Source organism: Novosphingobium rhizovicinum, from assembly GCF_040813635.1.
In the GTDB taxonomy this organism is placed as follows: Bacteria; Pseudomonadota; Alphaproteobacteria; order Sphingomonadales; family Sphingomonadaceae; genus Novosphingobium; species Novosphingobium rhizovicinum.
This window is the reverse complement of sequence record NZ_JBFNXR010000044.1, coordinates 1-20,563: the sequence shown is the minus strand read 5'-3', so window position 1 is coordinate 20,563 and position 20,563 is coordinate 1. Positions and strand designations below refer to the sequence as shown.

Genomic DNA, 20,563 nt, shown 5'->3' with positions numbered 1-20,563 from the left:
CTTACCGTGTCGGCCCCCCGCAGGGCAGCTTCAGAGGCTTTCCTCGTAGGCGTGGGCAATTTCACCCTTCCAAGGGCCATGGAATTTCTCAAGCAGCCGTTCTGCGGGCACCTTCCCGGATTGCACGATTTCCGAGAGGGGGGAGAGGAAGCCCGTCTCGTCTTCCCCCATCGAATTCAGCCTGGCACGGGCGGCCAGCCCAGAGCGGGAGATCGCCAGCACTTCGGCCGCAATATCTCGCAAGGTGCCTCCGCCTGGAAGCGGCGCATCCAGGCCCAGCCGTGGCACCTCGCTGCGAAGGCGCTCACGGCCCTCCATGTCCCAGCCCTTTACCAGATCCCATGCGGCATCGAGTGCGCCCTGATCGTAAAGCAGGCCAACCCACAAGGCGGGCAATGCGCAAATGCGGTTCCAAGGGCCCCCATCGGCACCGCGCATTTCCAGGAAAGACTTGAGCCGCACTTCCGGGAAGGCGGTGGAGAGGTGGTCCTGCCAATCGCTCATGTGCGGTAGCTCGCCCGGGAGCGCGGGGAGCTTGCCGGCCATGAAGTCGCGGAATGATTGTCCCGCTGCGTCGATGTAGCGTCCATCGCGGAAGACGAAGTACATCGGCACGTCCAGCATGTACTCGACGTAACGCTCGTATCCAAAGCCCTGCTCAAAGACGAACGGCAGCATGCCCGTGCGGTGCGGGTCTGTATCCGACCAGATGTGGCTGCGGTACGAGAGCATGCCGTTCGGCTTGCCCTCGGTAAACGGAGAGTTGGCGAACAGCGCTGTCGCAAGCGGCTGCAGAGCAAGGCTGACGCGGAACTTCTGCGCCATGTCTGCCTCGCTCGAATAATCGAGGTTCACCTGGATCGTGCAGGTGCGCAGCATCATGTCGAGCCCCAGCGATCCCACCCGCGGCATGTGGCGCAGCATGATCGCGTAACGGCCCTTCGGCATGATCGGCAGCTCGTCGCGCCGCTTGTCAGGCCACATGCCCAGACCCAGGAAACCTACGCCGAGTTTGTCGCCGATCGCTTTTACCTGCTTGAGGTGCCGTCCCGTCTCGTTGCAGGTGTCGTGCAGCGTCTCCAGCGGAGCGCCTGAAAGCTCAAGCTGGCCTGCCGGTTCCAGGCTGACGGTCCCATCGGCGCCTTTCATGGCGATGACGTGCCCACCTTCTTCGATCGGCTCCCAGCCGAACTCGCGCAGCGAAAGCAGCAGGTCGCGGATACCGCCGGGTTCATCATAGGACGGGGCGTGGTGATCGGAGAGAGCATAGACCTGCTTCTCGTGCTCAGTGCCGATTCGCCATTGGTCGCGCGGCTTTTCGCCCGCAGCCATCGGCTCGGCAAGCTGGGCAACAGTCTCGATCACCGGATCATCGCGATCCGAAACCTCGCGGGTACTCATGTGCGAGCCGTTAAGCTACAGGCCCGGAGCGCGCCAGCGAATTATGCCAGTCACCCGCCACGGCCATCCAGGATCCGCAGCCGGAGATTGCGGCGGTCTCTGCACGCAGGATACGTGGCCCCAGGCTGATTGCGCGTGCTTGCGGATGGCTGCGGACCGTCGAACGCTCTGCATCGTCAAACCCGCCCTCAGGGCCGATCAGCAAGGCGGCGGGCCCCCGGTGTGCGGTAAATGCCTCTGCGGCAGGTTCTCCGCCGTTCTCATCGGCGAAGAACAGCGCGCGATCGTCCGGCCAGTCCTTGAGCAGGGTGTCCAGACGTACCGGTTGCGATAATTGCGGCAGGGCCGTGCGTGCGCATTGCTCTGCCGCCTCCGTGACGATTGCCAGCGCTCGCTCTTCGTTCAGCTTGTCCGCGACGCAGCGGCGGGTGACGATCGGTTGAATGCAGCGTACACCCAGTTCCGTCGCCTTCTCCAGAACGAGGTCGAAGTTCGGCTTCTTGAGCAAGGCCGCGCAAAGCCAGAAGTCCGGCACCTCCTCGCGTTCCCGCAAGCGTTCGCGAACGGCAAGGGACACGCTCCGCTTGCCTGCCTCCGTCACCTCTGCCGCCCACTCGCCCGTCAGGTCATCGCAGAGCACAACCGTGGTGCCGACCGTAACACGCATGACGCGCGAGAGGTAATGCGCCTGCGGCCCATCGAGTTCGAGAGCTGTTCCTGCGCTGAGCGGCGCAGAGACAAACAGGCGCGGTGCGCTCTTGGGCGGCCATGCAGGAGTGGCGGGCATGAACCCCACCTAGCCGATCACGGTCCAGACGGCTATCGTCGTCCACATGGCGCAGATCGTTCCCGATACGCAGCACCGCGGTCTCGTTTCCGCGCTGCCTCCGCAATTGCAAGACCTCGCGCTTCTTGCGCGGTTCGACCGGCCGATCGGCTGGTGGCTGTTGTTCTGGCCGGGCGCCTGGGGCGTGCTGCTTGCCGGCGGCGAGGATCGCTGGGGTCTCATTGCCTGGCTGCTGGTGGGCGCTGTCGCCATGCGCGGCGCGGGGTGTGTGTACAACGACATCGTCGATGCCGACATCGACCGGAAGGTGGCGCGCACGGCTGCAAGACCGGTTGCCAGCGGTCGCGTAAGCAAGAAGGCGGCGGGGTTCTGGCTTCTGGCACTGTGCCTTGTGGGCCTCATCGTCCTGCTGCAACTGCGATGGCAGGCGCAGATTGTCGCGCTGGGGAGCCTGCTACCCGTTGCGGCCTACCCTTTCATGAAGCGCATCACATGGTGGCCGCAAGCGTGGCTTGGCCTTGTCTTCTCGTGGGCGGCATTGGTCGGCTGGGTCGAAGTACGTGGCGACGGACTGCCTACACTGGCGTTGCTTTATGCCGGGTCGATTGCGTGGGTGATCGGGTATGACACGATCTATGCGCTACAGGACCGGGAGGATGACGCTCTGGTCGGCGTGCGATCTGCCGCGTTGCGCCTGGGCAGTCATGTTCGCAGCGGTGTCGCGGCTTTTTATGCAATCGCGGTTGCTTCGTGGGCGTGCGCGTTTTGGCTTGTGCGCTGGGACTGGCTGGCACTGCTCGCGCTGATCCCGATCGCGGTGCACCTGGCGTGGCAGGTGTTGACGCTCGATGCAGCGGATGGAGGCAATGCCTTGGCCCGTTTTCGCGCGAATCGCTTCGCCGGGTTGCTGATGGCGCTCGCCTGTTGGGTTGTCGGGAACGCTTGAGCGCGCCCGGCTCAAGGATCGTCGCTAGTGCGCCGCCGCATGAGAGCGGCGCACTAGCGACAGTTTCATTTCACCAGTTGCAGAGCGGGAGCGCGCGTTAGCGGGCTGCCTTGCGCAACCAGGTGGTCAACTGCTCGCGCTGCCGTGGCCGGCTCGCGAGACGCTGTTTCAGGGCCGTCAGAGCCTGGACAACCGGCTTGGCTTCGTCTTCCGGCAGGGTTGCGGCGTAGGTTTCCAGTTTGCTGACCATTTCCGGATTGGTGCTCGCTCCCACGACTCTGGCGAAGAAGCGCGGGCGGCCCGGACGCTCGATCAGCCGGTCCACAGCATCCTGATTGGCGCGTACGAAATCGAAGGCCATTTCCGGATAGTTCAGCGCGACCGAGGTGATGATCTGCGGAGCGCTGGTTACGTCAGGCGTGCCGGACACCGAAAGCGCGAGTGCCTCACGGGCGAGCGCCTCGTCCTGAGCGAGGCCCAGGCTGCTGTAGTATAGCTGGCGTTCGACGAGGCTGTCAGCCTTTGCGGCCTGAGCTCGCAGCAGCTCCCAGTCATCGCGGGTGGCGTTCTTCGCCGCTACCCCCAGCCACGTACGCTTGAGCGGCCCATCCAGCGCAGTGGGGTCCGTTGGCAGAGACTGCAGCCGCTGGCGCGCTTCTGCCACGACCCTCGGCTCGCCGGCAGTGCCTAACGTCTCGATCAGCTGGGCGCGCAGCTTGGTCTGCGTGAGAGGCTCGCCAGCGCGCGGTTCGAAGCCGAGCTGCGCGAGCCGTGGAGCCCGGGTGCGCGAGATCAAGGCTGCCAACTGCTTGCGCGCCGGGCCCTCTTCCAGCACGCCATACAGCCGTTGCCACTGCTCGGCGGCGCTGGTGGCCAGCGCTGCGTCCGCCGTGTGGGGGATGGAGGCGAGCAGCCGCAGGCCGCCCGACATGTCCTGGTATCCGGCAAGCGAGAGCGAGATATTGTCCCGCATCAGCCCATACTGATCGATCGTCTTCAGCGAGCCGAAGTTGGAGACCAGCTGGTCTAGCGAGGCTCGGTCATAAAGCGTGCGGTAGTAACCCAGCTGCCCGCTATTCACGAGCACCGCGCCACAGCCTGGCACGGTGACCGTCTCTGCCTTGCCAGTCATCAGATGACGTACGGGGTCGCTGTGACCGACCTGGATGAGGAGGGGCATCGGCCAAGTCGGCTTCTGACCTTTGCGTGACCCCGCATCGAGGGAGAATGCATCCTGTGACAGATCGAGCCGGCTCTGCCCGCCCTTGCAACGTATGCTCCGTACGCGAAGCAGCGGCACGCCGGGGGTGCGGGTAAATGCGTCGGCGATCAGGTTCACGTCCTGCCCGCCTGCGCCCTCGATGGCCGTCCAGAGATCCTTGCTGACAGTGTTCGAGTAGGCGTGCCGGCGCATGTAGCTGCGCATGCCCTCACGCCAGGTGTCGGCGCCGACATAGTCCTCCAGCATGGCGATCACCGCCTGCCCCTTTTGGTAGGTGATGGCGTCGAAGGCCTGCTCCATCTCGGACGCGGTGCGAATCTGTTGCACGACGGGGTGTGTGGTCGGCAGTGCATCGAGCGCCATGGCGGCTTCGCGACCGTCGATGCCGCCAAGCTCCCAGCTCCATTCCGGATTGAAGTGCGCGGTGACCTTATCCGCCATCCAGCTTGCGAAGCCTTCGTTCAGCCAGATGTCGTCCCACCAGGACATCGTCACAAGGTTGCCGAACCACTGGTGAGCAGTCTCGTGAGCCTGAACGCTGTAGATGTCCTGCTTGCCGGTGGGGCTGGTGGTCGCCGGATCGAAGAGCAGAATACGCTCGAACGTCATGATCGCGCCCCAGTTCTCCATCGCTCCGAAGAACTGCGAGCTACCCGGGGCTACCACGTTGTCCAGCTTGGGCAGCGGATACTTCACGCCGAAGTACTCGTCGAACCAGGGAAGCACCTCGGCAAGGGATTCGCGTGCATAGTCAGCCTGCTTGCCGCTGCCGGCAGGCGCGACGATGCCGGCCTCCACGCCGTCCGCCGCCACCTTGGTCGTCCGCTCAAAGTCGCCGAGGCCGAAAAACAGCAGATACGAACTCATCCGGGGTGTCGTGCCGAAGGTCACGCGCTTGCGACCGTTCGGCAAGGCTTCCTCCCGCACGACCGGCATGTTGCTGACGGCCATCCGGTCAGCTGGAACTATGGCGGCGAGATCGAAGGTCGCCTTGTAGCTCGGCTCATCGAAGCTGGGCACGAAGCGCCGGGCATCGGGTGCCTCGAACTGCGTGAATAGGCCGCGTACTTCGCGTCCCGTGCGCTTGTCAGGATAGTCGAGAGCGAAGAGCCCTGAGGGCTGCTTGCCGATCGTACCGGCATAGCTCACGTCGAGCTGATAACGGCCGGGTTGGATCGGCTTGGCCGACGTGAACGTCAGGGTCTGGTTCTGCTCGTCGGCCGTAACCCGCAGCGGGATCGCCGCGCCTGTCGCAGGCTTGAGGGTGGCGGACGAAACCTTCAGGCCATTGCCGTGCAACGTCAAAGCATCGCTGGCAGCGAAGACCGCCAGGTCGATGCCGACTTTGCCGGTAAAGGTAAGGGCCTGCGCATCGGGTGTCACCTCGATGGTGTAGTGCGATGGCCGGGCATTACGGGGCAGGTCGCTGGGCACCGTTTCGGGAAGCGGTGCAAGCTCTCGCGAGGAAACCGCTGGCGTTGATGCAGGCGGTGAAAGAGCGGGCTGGGAAAGAACGGGCTGAGAGAACGCAATAGCGATCACCGCTGAAGCGGTGGCAAAGGAACGAAAGGCTGGGCGCATGAGGATAGAATGCTCCGAATACGTCGACCGTGCGACGAGCTGCGCCAGTGGTAGCGCGCGCCGCGCTGGTGATCCAGTCTGACGCAAGGGCACCTCGGCTTGTCGCTGCATCTCAGTTGCGGGAAGTACAGCGTCGCTGTGTCTTCGGCGATACGGCAGGGCATTCCCGGCCGTGAGCGCAGCTGCTGCACAACCGAACTGAACTCGAGCCTGAGGCGCGGATCGGCTTGGAAACCCCTCGCCCCGCGCAGCGGTTGCATCGGCAGAAATGCAAAGGAGGCCCCCAATGGCAAGCAATACTGACGCCGCAAAGCCGCCGCTGCCGGAACAGCAGCAGAAGGTACCCGGCAAGACGACGGAGATGAATCCCAAGCCCGATCACGGCGAGGAGAGCTATCGCGGGTCGGGCCGGCTGGAAGGCAAGAAGGCTATCATCACCGGCGCGGACAGCGGGATCGGGCGGGCCGTCGCCATCGCTTTTGCGCGGGAAGGCGCGGACGTGCTCATTTCATACTTGTGCGAGGACGAGGACGCTCAGGAGACCGCTCGCTGGGTGGAGCAGGCTGGCCGCAAGGCGATACTGGTGCGGGGGGACATCAGCCATGCCGCACATTGCCGCGCCATCGCGGACAAGGCGGCAGAAGAGTTCGGCAGGATCGATATCCTGGTCAACAACGCCGCGCACCAGATGACCTTCGAGGCTCTGGAAGATATCCCCGAAGAAGAATGGGACAAGACCTTCGCCACCAACATTCACGCGATGTTCTACCTGGCGAAAGCCGCGCTTCCGCACATGGGAGAGGGGAGTGCCATCATCAACACGACCTCGATCAACGCCGATACACCCAAGCCCACTCTCCTGCCTTACGCCACCACCAAAGGTGCGATCCAGAACTTCACCGGGGGCCTGGCGCAGCTGCTGGGAAGCAAGGGCATTCGCGTGAACTGCGTCGCGCCGGGGCCTGTGTGGACCCCGCTGATTCCCTCGACGATGCCGCCCGAGCAAGTGAAGGAGTTCGGCAAGAACACGCCACTGGGGCGCCCAGCGCAGCCGAAGGAGCTTGCCCCGGCTTACGTGATGCTGGCCACCGACGAGGCGAGCTATGTCTCCGGTGCAACGATTGCCGTGACTGGCGGCAGGCCGCTGATATAGTCGGCTCTTTCCCGTCGGGTGCAAGGAGGCAAGAAGCATGAAGGGGTTTGTCGGAAACATCGAAGAGCTCACGGAGCAGAACGGAGACTTCCGTCGCGTTCTTTACACCGGGCACAACCTTCAACTGGTGCTGATGTCCATCGAGCCCGGCGATGAGATCGGCGAGGAGGTGCACGACGACCGCGACCAGTTCTTCCGCATCGAGCAGGGGGAAGGGGAAATCTGGATCGACGGAGCCTGCAACAAGGTGAAAGCCGATGATGGCGTCATCGTGCCTCAAGGTGCCCGGCACAACGTCAAGTCGACGGGTAGTGAGCCGCTGCGGCTTTACACCATTTACGGACCGCCGGAGCATGTCGACGGCACTGTCCACAAGACCAAGGCCGACGCGGACTCGTCGCACGAGCACTTCGACGGAAAGACAACGGAGTAGGTCTCGCATAACGCCCCTGCCAGCGTACCATCGCGGGCAGGGGCGTTATGGTCATCGACAGGTGACGGTGGCGGACCTCTTTTCGGCCACTGTGGCAGCCGTCATCGCGGGCCGGCAGCAAGTCCAGGGTGCCGGTATGGTCCGGTCTTTGGAGAGGGCGCCACTTAGTTTCGGCGACGAGGACTGCATCACCTTCCGCGGCGATCTGCAAGGCGCGCAGTCCACATCCGTCCCAACCGCCCAAACGCAAACGCCGGGCCAACCTCTGGGGCGGCCCGGCGTTGTGATGTTCGCCTTAACCAGTGTCAGCGCCGGCCTTACTGTTCCACGCGCCTTTCCTCTTCGGCCACAGCACGCTGCGTATCCTCGTAGGCACTGCCGCTGTGACTGGTGCTCATCGCGCCTGTGACCCAGACCACTGTCAGCGCGACAATGACCAGAGCAAGGCTGATCAGCAGAACATAGCGGACTATATGGGGCGTGCTTCCCGCGCGTGCTTCATCCTGTTCGACGTGGACTTCGCGACGTTGATTATCCATGGCGTATCTCCTCGCTGCGATGCCGCCAATGGCGGAACTCTTGCTAGGAAAACGCACCAGTGGGGCCGCCGTTCCGCGCGGACGATCTTTGTGGAGGCTCAGTCTCGCAGAAGCTCGTTGATTCCGGTCTTCGATCTCGTCTGCGCATCGACGGTCTTGACGATCACTGCGCAGTAGAGAGACGGGCCAGGCGTGCCGTCCGGCAGGGGCTTGCCCGGAAGCGAGCCGGGGACAACGACCGAGTAGGGCGGAACCCTGCCGACGTGCACTTCGCCGGTGGAGCGGTCGATGATCTTGGTCGAAGCGCCGATGAATACGCCCATCGACAGCACGGAACCTTCGCCCACGACCACGCCTTCTGCCACCTCGGACCGGGCGCCGATGAAGCAGTTGTCCTCGATGACAACGGGGCCGGCCTGCAACGGTTCAAGGACACCGCCGATGCCTGCACCGCCGGAGATGTGCACATTGCGGCCGATCTGAGCACAGGAGCCCACGGTCGCCCAGGTGTCGACCATCGATCCCTCGCCAACGTACGCGCCGATGTTGACGAAGCTGGGCATGAGCACCACGCCCTTGCCGATGAACGCGCCGCGTCGTGCGATCGCGCCGGGCACCACGCGGAAGCCTGCTTCGCGGAAGCGATCGGCACTCCACCCGGCGAACTTGAGCGGAACCTTATCGAAGGCGGGAGCGCCGCCGGCGCCGTACTCAAGCGGCGCATTATCGTTCAGGCGGAACGAGAGCAGCACCGCTTTCTTCAGCCACTGATTGACCTTCCAGCCGCCCGCACCGTCAGGTTCGGCGACCCGCGCCGTGCCCGAGTCCAGCAAGGCGAGAGCCTGCTCGACATGACCGCGCACCTCGTCGCTCGCCGGCGTGACAGTGTCGCGCGCTTCCCATGCGGATTCGATCGCGGCTTCGAGTTGGGACATGCTGAGGGTCTCTCCAAGAAAGGTGTGGCGCCGCAGCGCCTATCCGCTGCCGCCTGGCAGGACAAGGGCGTGTTCGCCGATGACCTGCAGCGATCCGGCGAGGATCGGTCAGGCTTCGGGCGCTGTCATTTCGCGAACGAACCCGATCAGCCCGGTCTGGCGCGTGCGCCGCATGCGCTCTGCCGCCAGGATCTGCGCCACCTTGGCGTAGCAGATCTCGATGTCGTCGTTGACGATCACATAATCGTAAGCGTCCCAGTGGCTGATTTCCGCTTTTGCGCGGTCCATCCGGGCAGCGATGACGTCCGGGCTGTCCGTGTTGCGAGCGGTAAGCCGGCGCCGTAGCTCATCGATGCTCGGCGGGAGCAGAAAGACGCGCACCACGTCAGCCTGCATCTTCTGGTGAAGCTGCTGCGTCCCTTGCCAGTCGATGTCGAAGAGATAGTCCTTGCCTTCCTTCAGGCCGGCTTTCACCTCGGCCTTGGGCGTGCCGTAGCTGTGGCCGAAGACGTGCGCCCATTCCAGGAACTGCCCATCCTCCGCCATCCGGTCGAACTCGGACTGATCGACGAAAATGTAGTCTCGTCCGTTGACTTCGCCGGCGCGCGGGGCGCGTGTCGTAGCGGACACGGACATGTGAAGGCGTGAATCCTGCGCGAGCAGCATGCGCGCTACGGTCGTCTTCCCAGCTCCAGAGGGAGAGGAGAGGATAAACATCAAGCCACGCCGATGAAGCGCGTCGGAGTCCGGGATGGAAAGGGCGGAAGGTTCTAAGTCAGTCATGCCCGCTGATGGCGCTGACGATGGCGCAAATCAAGATGCGCCAGCGCCACTCACGCTCCGGCAGCTCCAGGGCGAGATCTAATCTTCGCCCTTCTTCGCCATCTTGTGAAGTTCGGCCTCACCCTCAGCGCGGGCAGCATGAGAAGATTTGCTGCGGTCGTAGAGTGTTTTCGCGAGCAGTCCGCCGCCGACGAGAATGGCGCCCGGTACCGACCTTGTAGCGACGCGCGCGATGGCCGTGTGGAAAATCGTCTCGCCGAAGGTCCGGCCCTTGAGAATCGCTTTCGCTTTCTGCGGGGCGTACTTGGAGCCTAGCATCCCGCGCTCCACGACACGGCGTGCCAGCATGGCGCTTCCGCGAAGCGCAACATCGGCGATCAGCAGGTTGGTATGCGGATTGGGGCTCGGTCCATGCAGGTCACCCGGCTCACCGGGAAGGATGGCCTTGACCTTCTCCTTCGCTGCATCAGCGGCGTCGTGGCTCTTGGCCGACAGATCGCCCATCTTCTTGCCCAGTGTGGTCCTGCCCATCGCGTTCACCGATCCCGGGCTGCGGCCCGTTACTTCTTCTTTCCGAAGTCCACCGAAACGACGTTCGATCCTTCTTCCGACGAAGTAATGCGCGATGTGCCATCACGTTCCGCACCATCGTTGTCCGGGTCGTGATCGTTGTCGTCATCGTCGGCGACCATGGCCTGGAACTGCAATCCGAAATCGACTGCGGGGTCGACGAATGCGGTGATTGCGGAGAACGGCACTTCCAGCTTTGCAGGAATCTGATTGAAGCTCAGCCCCACGCTGAAAGCATCTTCGCGCACCACGAGATCCCAAAACTTGTTCTGCAGAACGATCGTCATCTCGTCGGGGAAGCGCGCCCTCAGCTCAGGTGGAACCGAGACGCCGGGAGCTGCGGTCTTGAACGTAATGTAGAAATGGTGAGTGCCCGGCAGGGTACCGCCGCCGGCAACGACTTGTCCCAGCACCCGTCCCACGACGGCGCGCAGTGCCTCCTGCACAATTTCGTCATAGGGAATAAGGCTATCGGGCGGCGTTTCGGTCATACCGCCTAACTGCGCATCGAGTCGCGGGCGGTCAAGGCGCTTGAGTGCGCATTTTCAACAGTGTTCGTCGATTTCGCACTGGTGCGCTTGCAGTGTGCCCGCCACGTCACGCTCTGGAGTGGATCAGGGCGATTGATTCCTGGCCCTGTCAGCCTATAGGCCGCGCATGCGCACAGCCCGGATCGCCCGCAAGACGCACGAGACCGACATTGCTGTCGAGGTGAACCTCGACGGCACCGGCCGTTACGAGATATCCACCGGCATCGGCTTTCTCGATCATATGATCGAGCAGTTCTCGCGTCATTCGCTGATAGACATCTCCTGCCGCGTGGTCGGCGATCTGCATGTCGACCAGCACCACACGGCCGAGGACAGCGCGATAGCCATCGGGCAGGCGATTGCCGAGGCGCTGGGCGACAAGCGTGGCATCGGCCGTTACGGCTCCGCCTATTCGCCAATGGACGAGACGCTGGCCCGCGTCGCGCTCGACATTTCCGGGCGGCCTTACTTCGTGTGGAAAGCCAGGTTCACGCAGGAGAAGCTGGGCGAGCTGGATACCGAACTCGTGGAACACTGGTTCCATTCGATCGGGCAGGCTGTCGGCATCACTCTGCACATCGAGCTGCTGTACGGCAGCAACAATCATCACATCTGCGAGGCCATCTTCAAGGGCTTCGCGCGCGCCATGCGCACCGCGGTTGAGCTTGATCCGCGCAAGGGGGACGCTGTGCCCTCTACCAAGGGTCAGCTCGGTGGCTGAAGTTCTGGCCCTGGTCGACTACGGCGCCGGAAATCTTCACTCGGTCGCCAATGCGCTCAAGGCCGCAGGCGCCGATAACGTGCACGTCACAGCCAGCCCCGATGTGGTCCGCGCTGCGGATCGCATCGTCTTGCCGGGCGTCGGTTCGTTCAAGGCTTGTGCCGAGGGGCTGCGGTCCATCCCGCATCTGGTCGAGGCGATGACGGAGCGCGTGCAGGTCGGCGGTGCGCCGTTTCTGGGTATCTGCGTCGGCATGCAACTGCTCGCCACCCGCGGGCTGGAGCATGGCGTAACCCGCGGTCTCGACTGGATCGAAGGGGAAGTGCGGCTGATCGAGCGCACCGATCCCGCGATCAAGGTGCCGCACATGGGTTGGAACGACGTCTCGCCAGGACGTCATGATCCGGCAAGCGGGCTGATCGAGCCGGGTGAAGCGTACTTCCTGCACTCCTACCACTTCGCGCCGGAGAACGGGCATACGGTTGCCGCGATGACCGATCACGGCGGCGGCCTTGTCGCCGCTGTCGCGAAAGACAACGTCGTGGGCGTGCAGTTTCATCCGGAGAAGAGCCAGGCCTATGGCCTCTCCTTGCTGGCGCGCTTTCTGGAATGGCGGCCTTGAAGGATAGTTTGGCATGATTGTGTTTCCCGCCATCGACCTCAAGCAGGGTCAGGTCGTCCGCCTCGCCGAAGGGGATATGGACCGCGCCACCGTTTATGGGGACAACCCTGCGGCGCAGGCCATGCTCTTCGCCGAGGCTGGCTCGCAGTACCTGCACGTGGTGGACCTCGACGGCTCCTTCGCCGGTCGGGCGGAGAACCGCGAGGCCGTCGAGGCGATTCTCCAGGTGTTCCCGGGCCACGTGCAGCTTGGCGGCGGGATTCGCACGCCCGAGGCGGTCGCAGGCTGGTTCGATCTCGGGGTCAGCCGCGTGGTGATGGGCACCGCGGCGCTGAAGGACCCGCAGTTCGTCAAGGACATGGCGCGCGAGTATCCGGGCGGCATCGTCGTCGCCGTGGACGCGCGCGACGGCATGGTCGCGACCGAAGGCTGGGCCGAGGTTTCGGACGTCTCGATCGTCGACATGGCCCGCCGGTTCGAGGATGCGGGCGTTGCCAGCCTGCTGTTCACCGACATTGGCCGCGACGGGATGCTCAAGGGCTGCAACGTCGAGGCGACGGTCGATCTGGCGCACCGTACCGATCTTCCGGTGATTGCCAGCGGCGGCGTGAAGGGGCTCGACGATATTCGCCTGCTTACGCTTCACGCCCGCGACGGCATCGAGGGCGTGATCACGGGGCGCGCGTTGTACGACGGGCGCCTGAACCTGGCGGCGGCCATCGCCATGGCGGAGCGCGAATAGCATGACCGTTCGGGTTCGCGTCATCCCTTGCCTCGACGTCGCTGACGGGCGCGTTGTGAAAGGCGTGAACTTCGTCGATCTCAAGGATGCCGGAGACCCGGTGGAGCAGGCGCGCGCCTACGATGCTGCCGGTGCGGACGAACTGTGCTTTCTCGATATTTCCGCCAGCCACGAAGGGCGCGGCACGCTGCTCGACATCGTTCGGCGCACGGCGGAGGTGTGCTTCATGCCGCTCACTGTCGGCGGTGGCGTCCGCACGGCAGAGGATGCGCGGGCACTGCTACTGGCGGGAGCTGACAAAGTCGCGGTCAACTCGGCCGCGGTTGCCCGACCCGAGGTGGTTTCGGACATCGCTGCGCGGTTCGGCAGCCAGTGCGTCGTTGCCTCCGTCGATGCACGGCAGGTGGAGCCAGGCCGCTGGGAGATCTTTACGCATGGAGGGCGCCGCGCGACCGGTATCGATGCGCTGGAGCACGCCGAGAAGCTGGCGCGCTTGGGCGCGGGCGAGCTCTTGGTGACCTCGATGGACGGAGACGGCACACAAGCCGGCTACGACCTGGCGCTTACCCGCGCGATCGCCGACGCGGTGGGTGTGCCGGTGATTGCCAGCGGAGGCGTGGGGACGCTCGAGCATCTTGTTGCTGGCGTTACCCAAGGCCGCGCAAGCGCCGTGCTGGCGGCTTCGATCTTTCATTTCGGCAAGTATTCCGTTGCCGATGCGCATGCAGCCCTTCGCGCCGCTGGTCTGCCTGCCCGGAGCTGAGTGTCGGCACGGTTTACAGGTCACGTGAGGGCGAGCGGGCTGTTAACTATCAGCCGCCGCGGTGATCGGTCGAAGCGGGCAAGTGGCACAAGGGTTGCGTTAACGCTTGCACCAAACGTGCAATGAGGCTTCCGTGCTGCGCAATCGCTCCCTGCCGAGTATCTTTACTGCATCGTTCCTGGCGCTGCTTCCGGTTGCGTCTGCTCATGCGGCCAGCGGCAGCATTCCGCTCCCGGAACCAAGCGCTCTGGTGCTCCTGACGCTCGGCATCGCGGGCGTAGCGATCGGGCGGAAGTTCTCAGCCAAGCGCCCCCGCGACTGACATGCACCTGCGCGCGCCTGCCGGCGCTTGACCCTGCTCGCCGCCAGCCGCATGGATGGCGGCGCATGGCTACTTCCGATACTCTCCAGCGGCTCGAGGCGACAATCGCCGCCCGTCGAAACGCCGATCCCGACAATAGCTACGTCGCCAAGCTTCACGCACGCGGCCTGAACAAGATCGCGCAGAAGCTGGGAGAGGAGGCGACAGAGACGGTGATCGCCGCTCTGGCCGAAGATCGCGCCGCCCTCGTTGGCGAGGCGGCTGACCTGCTGTTCCATCTGCTCGTCCTGCTCGGGGCGAAGGACATTCCGCTGACTGACGTTCTCGCCGAGCTTGACCGTCGCGAAGGCGTGTCCGGCATTGCCGAGAAGGCGGCGCGCAACTCCTGAGGACCCCTGACCGATGCCTATCGATCCCAAGCTGCCTTACGACGACGCCAACATCTTTGCGAAGATCCTGAGGGGCGAGCTGCCGTGCAACAAAGTGTACGAAGACGAGCATGCGCTTGCGTTCCACGACATTCGCCCCCAAGCTCCGGTCCACGTCCTCGTTATTCCCAAGACCCCGTTCGTTTCCTGGGACGACTTCACGGCAAAGGCGAGCGACGCGCAGATCGCCGGGTTCATGCGGGCCGTGGGCAACGTGACGCGTCAGCTGGAGCTGGATCAGCCCGGCTACCGGCTGATGGTCAACATGGGTGGGCACGGTCATCAGGAGGTTCCCCACCTGCATGTCCACATCTTCGGCGGCCGTCAGTTCTTCCACATGATCGCGGACTGACTGCACGAGCCCGCACAAGTGGGGCATGCTGTTTAGCCACCGTTCAGCTGCGGCGCTTTAGCGCGGCTGTGCCACGTTTTGCGCGCGATGCCTTTGCAGCGCCCGGTGGCGACGTTAAGGACTGCGCGCAAATGACAGAACTCCCCCAACCCGCAGGCGGCAGCATCGATGGCCCGGTCCATTGGTATGCGCTGCGCGTCTACTACGAAGACACGGATGCGGGTGGCATTGTTTACCACGCCAATTACCTGAGCTGGCTTGAGCGAGCCCGGTCGGACATGCTGGAGATGCTGGGCGTCGATCAGGCGGCATCGCTGGCTGCGGGTGAGGGCGGCTATACGGTGACCGAGGTGACAATTCGGTATCGTGCTCCCGCCCGGCTCGGCGACACCGTCCATATCGAGACCCGCGCTGACAAGATCGGTCGCTCCAGCAGCACCTTGAGCCAGAGTGCATGGTGCGGCGAAACCAAGCTTGTCGATGCAACGGTCCGCGTGACTTTCGTCGGACCCGACGGACGCCCGCGCCGCCAGCCGGATGCATGGCAAAAGGCGTTCGCTGAGTTCGCCGGCGGTCTGATCGATGGCAATTCGGGCAAAGCAGCCCTGGAAGGACAAGAATGACGTTCGATCTGCTGATGGCGGCCAGCGATGCTGCAGTTGGTGCGCCGGACCGGCTGAACCCGGTCAAGCTCTTCCTCGATGCCGACATCGTCGTGCAGGCCGTGATGGTCGGCCTCATCCTGGCCAGCATCTGGACCTGGATGATCATTGCGTCCTTCATGCTGCGGATCGGCAGTATCTCGCGCCGCTGCGATTCCTATGAGAAGGGCTTCTGGGACGCAGAGAACTTCGATGCCTACCAGCGCGAGCGGCGGCGCAGCGAGTTGCCCTTGGGCAAGGTCGCCGGAGCCGGTCTGGCAGAGTACAAGCACAATGCCGCCAGCTCGACAGATCCGGAAGGTGCGCGCCAGCGGATTGCCCTGGCCATGAACTCTGCCGTGGGTGAGGAGGCGGACAAGCTCTCCGACCGGCTGAACTTCCTCGCGACCGTCGGATCGGTCGCGCCGTTCGTAGGGCTGTTCGGCACAGTCTGGGGCATCATGAACAGCTTCTTCCAGATCGGCGAACAGCAAAACTCCTCACTGGCTGTCGTGGCACCCGGCATTTCCGAGGCACTGTTCGCTACGGCTATCGGTTTGTTCGCGGCTATTCCGGCAGTCATCGCCTACAACCGTTTCTCGCACCGGGTGAATGGCTTTGAAGCGCGGCTGCAGCGTTTTGCCGACAAGCTTCACGCTGCGTTGACGCGCCAGCTGGAGCAGCGCTGATGGCGATGGGCGTGGCAGGCGGCGGACGCGGGTCGCGGGGCCGCAGGGGCCGTGCACCGATGGCGGACATCAACGTCACGCCACTGGTCGACGTGATGCTGGTGCTGCTGATCATCTTCATGGTCACAGCGCCCTTGCTGAAAGCCGCTGTGCCGATTGAACTTCCCGACAGCCGTGCCAAAGCAATGGCCGAGGAAGCCGAACAGATGACGATCACGATCCAGTCCGACCGCACCGTCTACCTCGAGGAGGCCCCTCTCGCGCCCGGTGAGCTGACTGACCGCCTCACTGCCGTTCCGGCCGGAGCCGATGGCAAGAAGCCGCTGGTGACGCTGCGTGCTGACAAGGCGCTCGATTATGGCACTGTCATGAGTGTCATGGGTGAACTCAACCGCGCAGGCTTTACGTCGATTTCGCTGGTGACAGGCGTCAGCGGCGGTTCAGGCGCCTGAGGATAGCCGGAACGGGAATGGCTCTGGCGCTGCGCAAGGAGGAAGGTCTCGGCCTCGGGCTCGCCATCGCTGCGCATGCAGCGATCGTGGCGGTTCTTTTGCTGCGTCCGCAGGCAAAGCCGGTGGTTCAGCCGCCAGAGCGTATCGAGGTGACCATCAGCGACGAGGTTGGCTTGACCTCGACAGCGCCGCAGCCCAGTGCCCCGGCCGCGCCCTCGATCGCGCCCACCCTGGGAGAGCCGCAGCCTGCGCAGGAGCCAGCGGAAGCTGAGCCTGCACCGGCAGAGCCCGATCCTGCCCCAGCACCGCCGAAGCCTGCTCCCCCCCCGCCTGTACCGCGCAAGGCTGAGCCTGCTCCCAAACCGTCTCCGCGCGCCACTCAGCGTCCAAAGCCTGCTCCGAAGGAGAAGGCGAAGGAGCCCGCTCCGAAGGCGCCGCCGAAGAAAGCGCCTGCGCCCGAAGCTCCGGCCAAAAAGGCTCCTGCTCCCAAGGCTCCTGCCCCCAAGGCGCCAGCGAAGAAGGCCGAGGCCAAAGCGCCCGCGGCGAAAGCGCCAGCGGCCAAGGCCCCAGCGAAGTCGAACGCACCTGCAGGCGGCAGCCGTATCGGCGCCGACTTCCTTGAGGGGGTGACCGGCGGATCGTCTGAAAGCCGCGCAAATACGAGCGCGCCAGCTGCCGCGACGATCGGCCCGGCTGTGCGCTCTTCGCTGGCCAGCGCCATCTCGCGCCAGCTGAAGCCGCGCTGGCAGGCACCGCAAGGTCCGGATGCCGAGGACCTTGTGACGATCCTGTCGTTCAGTCTCAATCGCGACGGCAGCCTTGCCGGCGCGCCGCAGGTCGTGCGTCAGCTCGGCATCACTGACGTCAATCGCAACCAGGCAGCGCGACACGCGGAACAGGCGATCCGCGCCGTTCGCCTTGCCGCACCGTTCGATCTTCCCGAGGAATACTATGACGCGTGGAAGCGCGTGTCGCAGTTCCGTTTCGACAAGAGGCTTTCGCAATGACCGTCCGCTCGATGACGCTCGCATTCCTCATGGCTCTGGGCGTCACCACGCCTTTGGCCGCGCAGGAGGCCCCGGCCGCCCCAACCCCGCCTGCAACGGCGGTTGCAGAAGACGGAGGGCTCGTCGGCAGCGTTTCCGATGAGAACGAGTGGCAGGATCTCGGCATCGCGATCACCAATTTCGCGACCGATCGGGACGTGCCGACACAAACCAACGCGGGCTCGACCGCGCAGCTGGGGCAGGCGATCGCCCAGGTCATCGCGTCGGACCTCAGGAACAACGGACTGTTCAAGCCGAGCGGTCCGCAGGGCTTGCCAAGTCCCAGCTTTCCGCAAGTGCAATCGCCCGAGTATGCGCTGTGGTCGGGGCGGGGCGCCGACATGCTCGTGCAAGGGTACGTTCGGGCCAATCCTGACGGGCAGCTGACCGTCGGCTGCTATCTCTACGACATCTCGCTCACGCGGCAGTTGGTGAAGGGCGGTTGGCAATTTGCTGCGAGCGACTGGCGGCGAGCGGCTCACAAGTGCTCGGACCTCGTCTATTCCCGGTTGTCGGGGGAAAGCCCTTTCTTCGACTCCAAGATCGCCTACATCGCGGAGACCGGGCCCAAGGACCGTCGCATGAAGCGCCTGGCGATCATGGATTCGGATGGCGCAAATCACCGCTATCTCACCAGCGGCCAGGCGATGGCGCTGACGCCGCGCTACTCGCCGGACTATTCGAAGATCCTGTACCTGTCCTACCTCAATGGTCAGCCGAGCATCTATGCTTACGATCTGACCACTGACACGCAGAGGCTGATCGCGCGCACCGGCAACCCCACGCTCGCCCCTCGCTGGTCGCCGGACGGCAAATGGGTGCTCTATTCCATGTCGGTGAGCGGCACGACGGACATTTACCGGGTGTCGGCAGCAGGCGGGGGCACGCCGGAGCGGCTGACTCACGGTCCTGGCATCAACATCGGCGGCAGCTATTCGCCCGATGGCCGCCAGATCGTCTTTGAAAGTGATCGTTCGGGCAGCCAGCAGATCTACGTGATGAACGCGGATGGATCCAACCAGCGCCGCATCAGCTTCTTCGGCGGCCGCGCGGCGACTCCGGAATGGAGCCCACGCGGGGACCTGATTGCCTTCACTCATGTCGCCGGTGACTTGCGCGTTGCAGTGATGCGTCCCGATGGGGGCGGCATGCGGTACCTGACCAACAGCTGGCAGGATGAGGCCCCCACCTGGTCTCCGAACGGCCGGATCGTGCAGTTCTTCCGCACCGCGCGCGGCTCGGGACAGGCTTCGATCTGGCAAGTGGATCTGACCGGACGCAATGAGCGGCGCCTGCCTACCCCGGTTGGCGCATCCGACCCGGCTTGGGGGCCCATACGTCCGTAGACCTGGCGTGAGGGACCGCTAAGCTGGCCCTTGCGCTTACGGATGCGCGAACGGAACTTTCGCATCTGATGACCATTTTGGTCGCGCTGAATAGGAGATTTCGATGCCTGCCCATGCCAAGCTCGGACCTGCCGCTATCCTCGTTGCCGGGGCGCTTGCCTTATCGGCTTGCGCGAGCAAGGCACCCAAGGAGCTTCCGCCGGAGCCCGGCCCACCGGCTACGTCGACCGACACCGGCCAGATGGGTGCGACGCCCGGCAGCCAGGCCGAGTTCGTGCAACTGATGGCAGGGGCGGACACGATCTATTTCGACACCGACCGCTACGACATTGACTCTCAGGATCAGGCGGCACTTGCACGGCAGGCGCAGTGGCTGGCCCGCTATCCGGGCAAGCGCGCCACGATCGAGGGGCATGCCGACGAGCGCGGCACGCGCGAGTACAACCTCGCCCTGGGTGAGCGCCGCGCCAATGCGGCCAAGAACTACCTGGTGAGCTTGGGCGTCGATCCCAGCCGTCTGTCGACTCTCAGTTATGGCAAGGAACGCCCCGTCGCGCTGGGTTCGGACGCTCAGTCGTGGGCGCAGAATCGCCGCGCGGTGACAGTGACGATAGACTGAACAGACAGGGGCGCGCCGAACCTCGGGTTTGGCCGCCCCACGTTACCGGGCGCTCAGGCCGCGACGCCCATGACCACATAGAGCGCCATCATCAGCACTGAGAATGTGGCGGAAACAGTCAGGCGGTCGCTCATGAGTTCCTCTATTCGCTAAGCATGCTTACTATAAGGATGCTGAGGGCATATTGCAATGCAGCAATTGCCCTGCGGCTGGTTAACATCCGTTGAACGCAGGCCTGACTTTAACTTCGAGTCTGGGGTTGCTTCGGCTCCGAGTCGCGGCTTATCGCGCAAGGGATGAGCAAGGCCCGCCGATCCAATGACTGGGGTTTTCCGCGCTGGCGTGGCTATGGCAGCGGGCGCGAAGCCACGAACGTGCGCATCTGCGATCGCCACGGCTGCAGCGATCCTGGCGATTGCCCCGCGCCCAAGTCGCCCAACAGCCCGGAACGCTGGTACTTCTGTCAGAAGCACGCGGCCGAGTACAACTCCGGCTGGGACTATTTTGCCGGTCTCGACGCTGAGGAAGCGGCGCAGCGCGAATCCAGCGAGCGTGCACAGACGGCGGGCTACAAGGAATCCTCCCACTATGGCTGGGCAGGATCTGGGGACGGAACTCGGACCCGGGATGAGATGCGCGCACTTGAAGTGCTTGGCCTCGATCCAGACGCGGATTTCGACGCCGTGAAGAAGTCCTGGCGCGCCAAGGCGAAGGAAGTCCACCCCGACGTGCGGCCCGGCGATGCCGAGGCGGCCAAGGCGTTCCAGGCCTATCAGGTTGCCTACGAAGTGCTGCGACAGGCCGAAGAGCGCCGGGAGTGGAAAGGCTGAACTTGCCGGGCATGTCGCATCGCCCGCTGGCGAATGCGGGGTAACGCCGGGAGGGGAGAGAACACGGCGGACGTGCGGCCGGCGCGGCCTGGCACGACAGGCTTGGCTCG

General features: G+C 64.3%; 25 protein-coding genes. 17 read left to right on the top strand and 8 right to left on the bottom strand.

All coding sequences use genetic code 11. The features are described 5' to 3' along the window. Positions 1–30 precede the first annotated feature (30 nt). Both ABUH87_RS11260 and ABUH87_RS11255 read right to left on the bottom strand, forming a co-directional pair. A complete protein-coding gene (locus ABUH87_RS11260; RefSeq protein WP_367773581.1) occupies positions 31–1,401 on the bottom strand; it encodes a glutamate--cysteine ligase in 1,371 nt (456 codons plus the stop codon). A gap of 10 nt (positions 1,402–1,411) precedes the next feature. Next, the gene (locus tag ABUH87_RS11255) at positions 1,412–2,188 is read right to left on the bottom strand and encodes a 16S rRNA (uracil(1498)-N(3))-methyltransferase (protein WP_367773578.1); all 777 of its coding nucleotides are present in this window, start codon (positions 2,186–2,188) and stop codon (positions 1,412–1,414) included. A gap of 46 nt (positions 2,189–2,234) precedes the next feature. Between ABUH87_RS11255 and ubiA the strand changes: the two genes are divergently transcribed. Next, positions 2,235–3,134 (top strand): 4-hydroxybenzoate octaprenyltransferase, encoded by a 900-nt coding sequence (gene ubiA / locus ABUH87_RS11250; RefSeq protein WP_367773576.1) that lies wholly within the window; start codon positions 2,235–2,237, stop codon positions 3,132–3,134. Between the two features lie 97 nt (positions 3,135–3,231). Here the strand turns inward: ubiA and ABUH87_RS11245 are convergent, their stop codons facing one another. Continuing rightward, a complete protein-coding gene (locus tag ABUH87_RS11245; protein WP_367773574.1) occupies positions 3,232–5,937 on the bottom strand; it encodes a M1 family metallopeptidase in 2,706 nt (901 codons plus the stop codon). A gap of 286 nt (positions 5,938–6,223) precedes the next feature. On the opposite strand from ABUH87_RS11245, the gene ABUH87_RS11240 reads away from it, so the two are divergent. Both ABUH87_RS11240 and ABUH87_RS11235 read left to right on the top strand, forming a co-directional pair. Beyond that, on the top strand, positions 6,224–7,090 hold the full coding sequence (locus ABUH87_RS11240; protein ID WP_367773572.1) for an SDR family oxidoreductase: 867 nt from the start codon (positions 6,224–6,226) through the stop codon (positions 7,088–7,090). A gap of 37 nt (positions 7,091–7,127) precedes the next feature. After that, positions 7,128–7,523, top strand: a complete 396-nt coding sequence (locus ABUH87_RS11235; RefSeq protein ID WP_367773570.1) for a cupin domain-containing protein — start codon at positions 7,128–7,130, stop codon at positions 7,521–7,523. A gap of 317 nt (positions 7,524–7,840) precedes the next feature. On the opposite strand, the gene ABUH87_RS11230 is transcribed toward ABUH87_RS11235, so the two are convergent. From ABUH87_RS11230 to ABUH87_RS11210, 5 genes are all read right to left on the bottom strand, one after another. Further along, a complete protein-coding gene (locus ABUH87_RS11230; RefSeq protein ID WP_367773568.1) occupies positions 7,841–8,062 on the bottom strand; it encodes a hypothetical protein in 222 nt (73 codons plus the stop codon). 98 nt (positions 8,063–8,160) lie between these two features. Continuing rightward, positions 8,161–8,997 (bottom strand): 2,3,4,5-tetrahydropyridine-2,6-dicarboxylate N-succinyltransferase, encoded by an 837-nt coding sequence (dapD, locus tag ABUH87_RS11225; protein WP_367773566.1) that lies wholly within the window; start codon positions 8,995–8,997, stop codon positions 8,161–8,163. Between the two features lie 108 nt (positions 8,998–9,105). Next, positions 9,106–9,780 (bottom strand): guanylate kinase, encoded by a 675-nt coding sequence (gmk, locus tag ABUH87_RS11220; protein ID WP_367773564.1) that lies wholly within the window; start codon positions 9,778–9,780, stop codon positions 9,106–9,108. A gap of 78 nt (positions 9,781–9,858) precedes the next feature. After that, on the bottom strand, positions 9,859–10,311 hold the full coding sequence (locus tag ABUH87_RS11215) for a hypothetical protein (protein ID WP_367773563.1): 453 nt from the start codon (positions 10,309–10,311) through the stop codon (positions 9,859–9,861). A gap of 29 nt (positions 10,312–10,340) precedes the next feature. Next, positions 10,341–10,841 (bottom strand): SspB family protein, encoded by a 501-nt coding sequence (locus ABUH87_RS11210; protein WP_367773560.1) that lies wholly within the window; start codon positions 10,839–10,841, stop codon positions 10,341–10,343. A 166-nt stretch (positions 10,842–11,007) separates the two neighbouring features. On the opposite strand from ABUH87_RS11210, the gene hisB reads away from it, so the two are divergent. The 14 genes from hisB (at position 11,008) to ABUH87_RS11140 (ending at position 20,453) form a co-directional block, all read left to right on the top strand. Next, complete coding sequence (gene hisB / locus ABUH87_RS11205) at positions 11,008–11,601, top strand: imidazoleglycerol-phosphate dehydratase HisB (RefSeq protein WP_367773558.1); 594 nt, start codon at positions 11,008–11,010, stop codon at positions 11,599–11,601. After that, a complete protein-coding gene (hisH, locus tag ABUH87_RS11200; RefSeq protein ID WP_367773555.1) occupies positions 11,594–12,223 on the top strand; it encodes an imidazole glycerol phosphate synthase subunit HisH in 630 nt (209 codons plus the stop codon). Before hisB ends, hisH begins: the two co-directional genes overlap by 8 nt. Before the next feature lie 13 nt (positions 12,224–12,236). Beyond that, entirely contained in the window at positions 12,237–12,965 is a 729-nt protein-coding gene (gene hisA, locus ABUH87_RS11195; protein ID WP_367773552.1) for a 1-(5-phosphoribosyl)-5-[(5-phosphoribosylamino)methylideneamino]imidazole-4-carboxamide isomerase, read from the top strand. 1 nt (position 12,966) lies between these two features. Further along, positions 12,967–13,728 carry an imidazole glycerol phosphate synthase subunit HisF gene (hisF, locus tag ABUH87_RS11190; RefSeq protein WP_367773550.1) on the top strand — a complete coding sequence of 254 codons (762 nt, stop codon included), beginning with the start codon at positions 12,967–12,969 and terminating at the stop codon, positions 13,726–13,728. 133 nt (positions 13,729–13,861) lie between these two features. Beyond that, positions 13,862–14,050 carry a PEP-CTERM sorting domain-containing protein gene (locus tag ABUH87_RS11185; protein WP_367773548.1) on the top strand — a complete coding sequence of 63 codons (189 nt, stop codon included), beginning with the start codon at positions 13,862–13,864 and terminating at the stop codon, positions 14,048–14,050. 65 nt (positions 14,051–14,115) lie between these two features. Continuing rightward, the gene (locus ABUH87_RS11180; protein WP_367773546.1) at positions 14,116–14,439 is read left to right on the top strand and encodes a phosphoribosyl-ATP diphosphatase; all 324 of its coding nucleotides are present in this window, start codon (positions 14,116–14,118) and stop codon (positions 14,437–14,439) included. 13 nt (positions 14,440–14,452) lie between these two features. Beyond that, positions 14,453–14,830 (top strand): histidine triad nucleotide-binding protein, encoded by a 378-nt coding sequence (locus tag ABUH87_RS11175; protein ID WP_367773544.1) that lies wholly within the window; start codon positions 14,453–14,455, stop codon positions 14,828–14,830. A gap of 131 nt (positions 14,831–14,961) precedes the next feature. After that, a complete protein-coding gene (locus ABUH87_RS11170) occupies positions 14,962–15,453 on the top strand; it encodes a YbgC/FadM family acyl-CoA thioesterase (RefSeq protein ID WP_367773542.1) in 492 nt (163 codons plus the stop codon). Further along, on the top strand, positions 15,450–16,160 hold the full coding sequence (gene tolQ, locus ABUH87_RS11165) for a protein TolQ (RefSeq protein ID WP_367773540.1): 711 nt from the start codon (positions 15,450–15,452) through the stop codon (positions 16,158–16,160). The genes ABUH87_RS11170 and tolQ overlap by 4 nt, the downstream gene beginning before the upstream one ends. Beyond that, positions 16,160–16,612 (top strand): ExbD/TolR family protein, encoded by a 453-nt coding sequence (locus ABUH87_RS11160; RefSeq protein ID WP_367773538.1) that lies wholly within the window; start codon positions 16,160–16,162, stop codon positions 16,610–16,612. Before tolQ ends, ABUH87_RS11160 begins: the two co-directional genes overlap by 1 nt. 17 nt (positions 16,613–16,629) lie before the next feature. Continuing rightward, complete coding sequence (locus ABUH87_RS11155; RefSeq protein WP_367773534.1) at positions 16,630–17,619, top strand: hypothetical protein; 990 nt, start codon at positions 16,630–16,632, stop codon at positions 17,617–17,619. Beyond that, the gene (tolB, locus tag ABUH87_RS11150; RefSeq protein WP_367773528.1) at positions 17,616–19,004 is read left to right on the top strand and encodes a Tol-Pal system beta propeller repeat protein TolB; all 1,389 of its coding nucleotides are present in this window, start codon (positions 17,616–17,618) and stop codon (positions 19,002–19,004) included. The genes ABUH87_RS11155 and tolB overlap by 4 nt, the downstream gene beginning before the upstream one ends. A 103-nt stretch (positions 19,005–19,107) precedes the next feature. After that, a complete protein-coding gene (gene pal, locus ABUH87_RS11145) occupies positions 19,108–19,623 on the top strand; it encodes a peptidoglycan-associated lipoprotein Pal (RefSeq protein WP_367773526.1) in 516 nt (171 codons plus the stop codon). A 296-nt stretch (positions 19,624–19,919) separates the two neighbouring features. Then, positions 19,920–20,453, top strand: a complete 534-nt coding sequence (locus tag ABUH87_RS11140) for a J domain-containing protein (RefSeq protein WP_367773524.1) — start codon at positions 19,920–19,922, stop codon at positions 20,451–20,453. The last annotated feature ends 110 nt before the right edge of the window (positions 20,454–20,563 follow it).

Excerpts from the sequence above, each read along its gene's own strand:
- ABUH87_RS11260 (WP_367773581.1), bottom strand. The coding sequence starts at position 1,401 with ATGAGTACCCGCGAGGTTTCGGATCGCGATGATCCGGTGATCGAGACT.
- ABUH87_RS11255 (WP_367773578.1), bottom strand. The coding sequence starts at position 2,188 with ATGCCCGCCACTCCTGCATGGCCGCCCAAGAGCGCACCGCGCCTGTTT.
- ubiA (WP_367773576.1), top strand. The coding sequence starts at position 2,235 with ATGGCGCAGATCGTTCCCGATACGCAGCACCGCGGTCTCGTTTCCGCG.
- ABUH87_RS11245 (WP_367773574.1), bottom strand. The coding sequence starts at position 5,937 with ATGCGCCCAGCCTTTCGTTCCTTTGCCACCGCTTCAGCGGTGATCGCT.
- ABUH87_RS11240 (WP_367773572.1), top strand. The coding sequence starts at position 6,224 with ATGGCAAGCAATACTGACGCCGCAAAGCCGCCGCTGCCGGAACAGCAG.
- ABUH87_RS11235 (WP_367773570.1), top strand. The coding sequence starts at position 7,128 with ATGAAGGGGTTTGTCGGAAACATCGAAGAGCTCACGGAGCAGAACGGA.
- ABUH87_RS11230 (WP_367773568.1), bottom strand. The coding sequence starts at position 8,062 with ATGGATAATCAACGTCGCGAAGTCCACGTCGAACAGGATGAAGCACGC.
- dapD (WP_367773566.1), bottom strand. The coding sequence starts at position 8,997 with ATGTCCCAACTCGAAGCCGCGATCGAATCCGCATGGGAAGCGCGCGAC.
- gmk (WP_367773564.1), bottom strand. The coding sequence starts at position 9,780 with ATGACTGACTTAGAACCTTCCGCCCTTTCCATCCCGGACTCCGACGCG.
- ABUH87_RS11215 (WP_367773563.1), bottom strand. The coding sequence starts at position 10,311 with ATGGGCAGGACCACACTGGGCAAGAAGATGGGCGATCTGTCGGCCAAG.
- ABUH87_RS11210 (WP_367773560.1), bottom strand. The coding sequence starts at position 10,841 with ATGACCGAAACGCCGCCCGATAGCCTTATTCCCTATGACGAAATTGTG.
- hisB (WP_367773558.1), top strand. The coding sequence starts at position 11,008 with ATGCGCACAGCCCGGATCGCCCGCAAGACGCACGAGACCGACATTGCT.
- hisA (WP_367773552.1), top strand. The coding sequence starts at position 12,237 with ATGATTGTGTTTCCCGCCATCGACCTCAAGCAGGGTCAGGTCGTCCGC.
- hisF (WP_367773550.1), top strand. The coding sequence starts at position 12,967 with ATGACCGTTCGGGTTCGCGTCATCCCTTGCCTCGACGTCGCTGACGGG.
- ABUH87_RS11180 (WP_367773546.1), top strand. The coding sequence starts at position 14,116 with ATGGCTACTTCCGATACTCTCCAGCGGCTCGAGGCGACAATCGCCGCC.
- ABUH87_RS11175 (WP_367773544.1), top strand. The coding sequence starts at position 14,453 with ATGCCTATCGATCCCAAGCTGCCTTACGACGACGCCAACATCTTTGCG.
- ABUH87_RS11170 (WP_367773542.1), top strand. The coding sequence starts at position 14,962 with ATGACAGAACTCCCCCAACCCGCAGGCGGCAGCATCGATGGCCCGGTC.
- tolQ (WP_367773540.1), top strand. The coding sequence starts at position 15,450 with ATGACGTTCGATCTGCTGATGGCGGCCAGCGATGCTGCAGTTGGTGCG.
- ABUH87_RS11160 (WP_367773538.1), top strand. The coding sequence starts at position 16,160 with ATGGCGATGGGCGTGGCAGGCGGCGGACGCGGGTCGCGGGGCCGCAGG.
- ABUH87_RS11155 (WP_367773534.1), top strand. The coding sequence starts at position 16,630 with ATGGCTCTGGCGCTGCGCAAGGAGGAAGGTCTCGGCCTCGGGCTCGCC.
- tolB (WP_367773528.1), top strand. The coding sequence starts at position 17,616 with ATGACCGTCCGCTCGATGACGCTCGCATTCCTCATGGCTCTGGGCGTC.
- pal (WP_367773526.1), top strand. The coding sequence starts at position 19,108 with ATGCCTGCCCATGCCAAGCTCGGACCTGCCGCTATCCTCGTTGCCGGG.
- ABUH87_RS11140 (WP_367773524.1), top strand. The coding sequence starts at position 19,920 with ATGAGCAAGGCCCGCCGATCCAATGACTGGGGTTTTCCGCGCTGGCGT.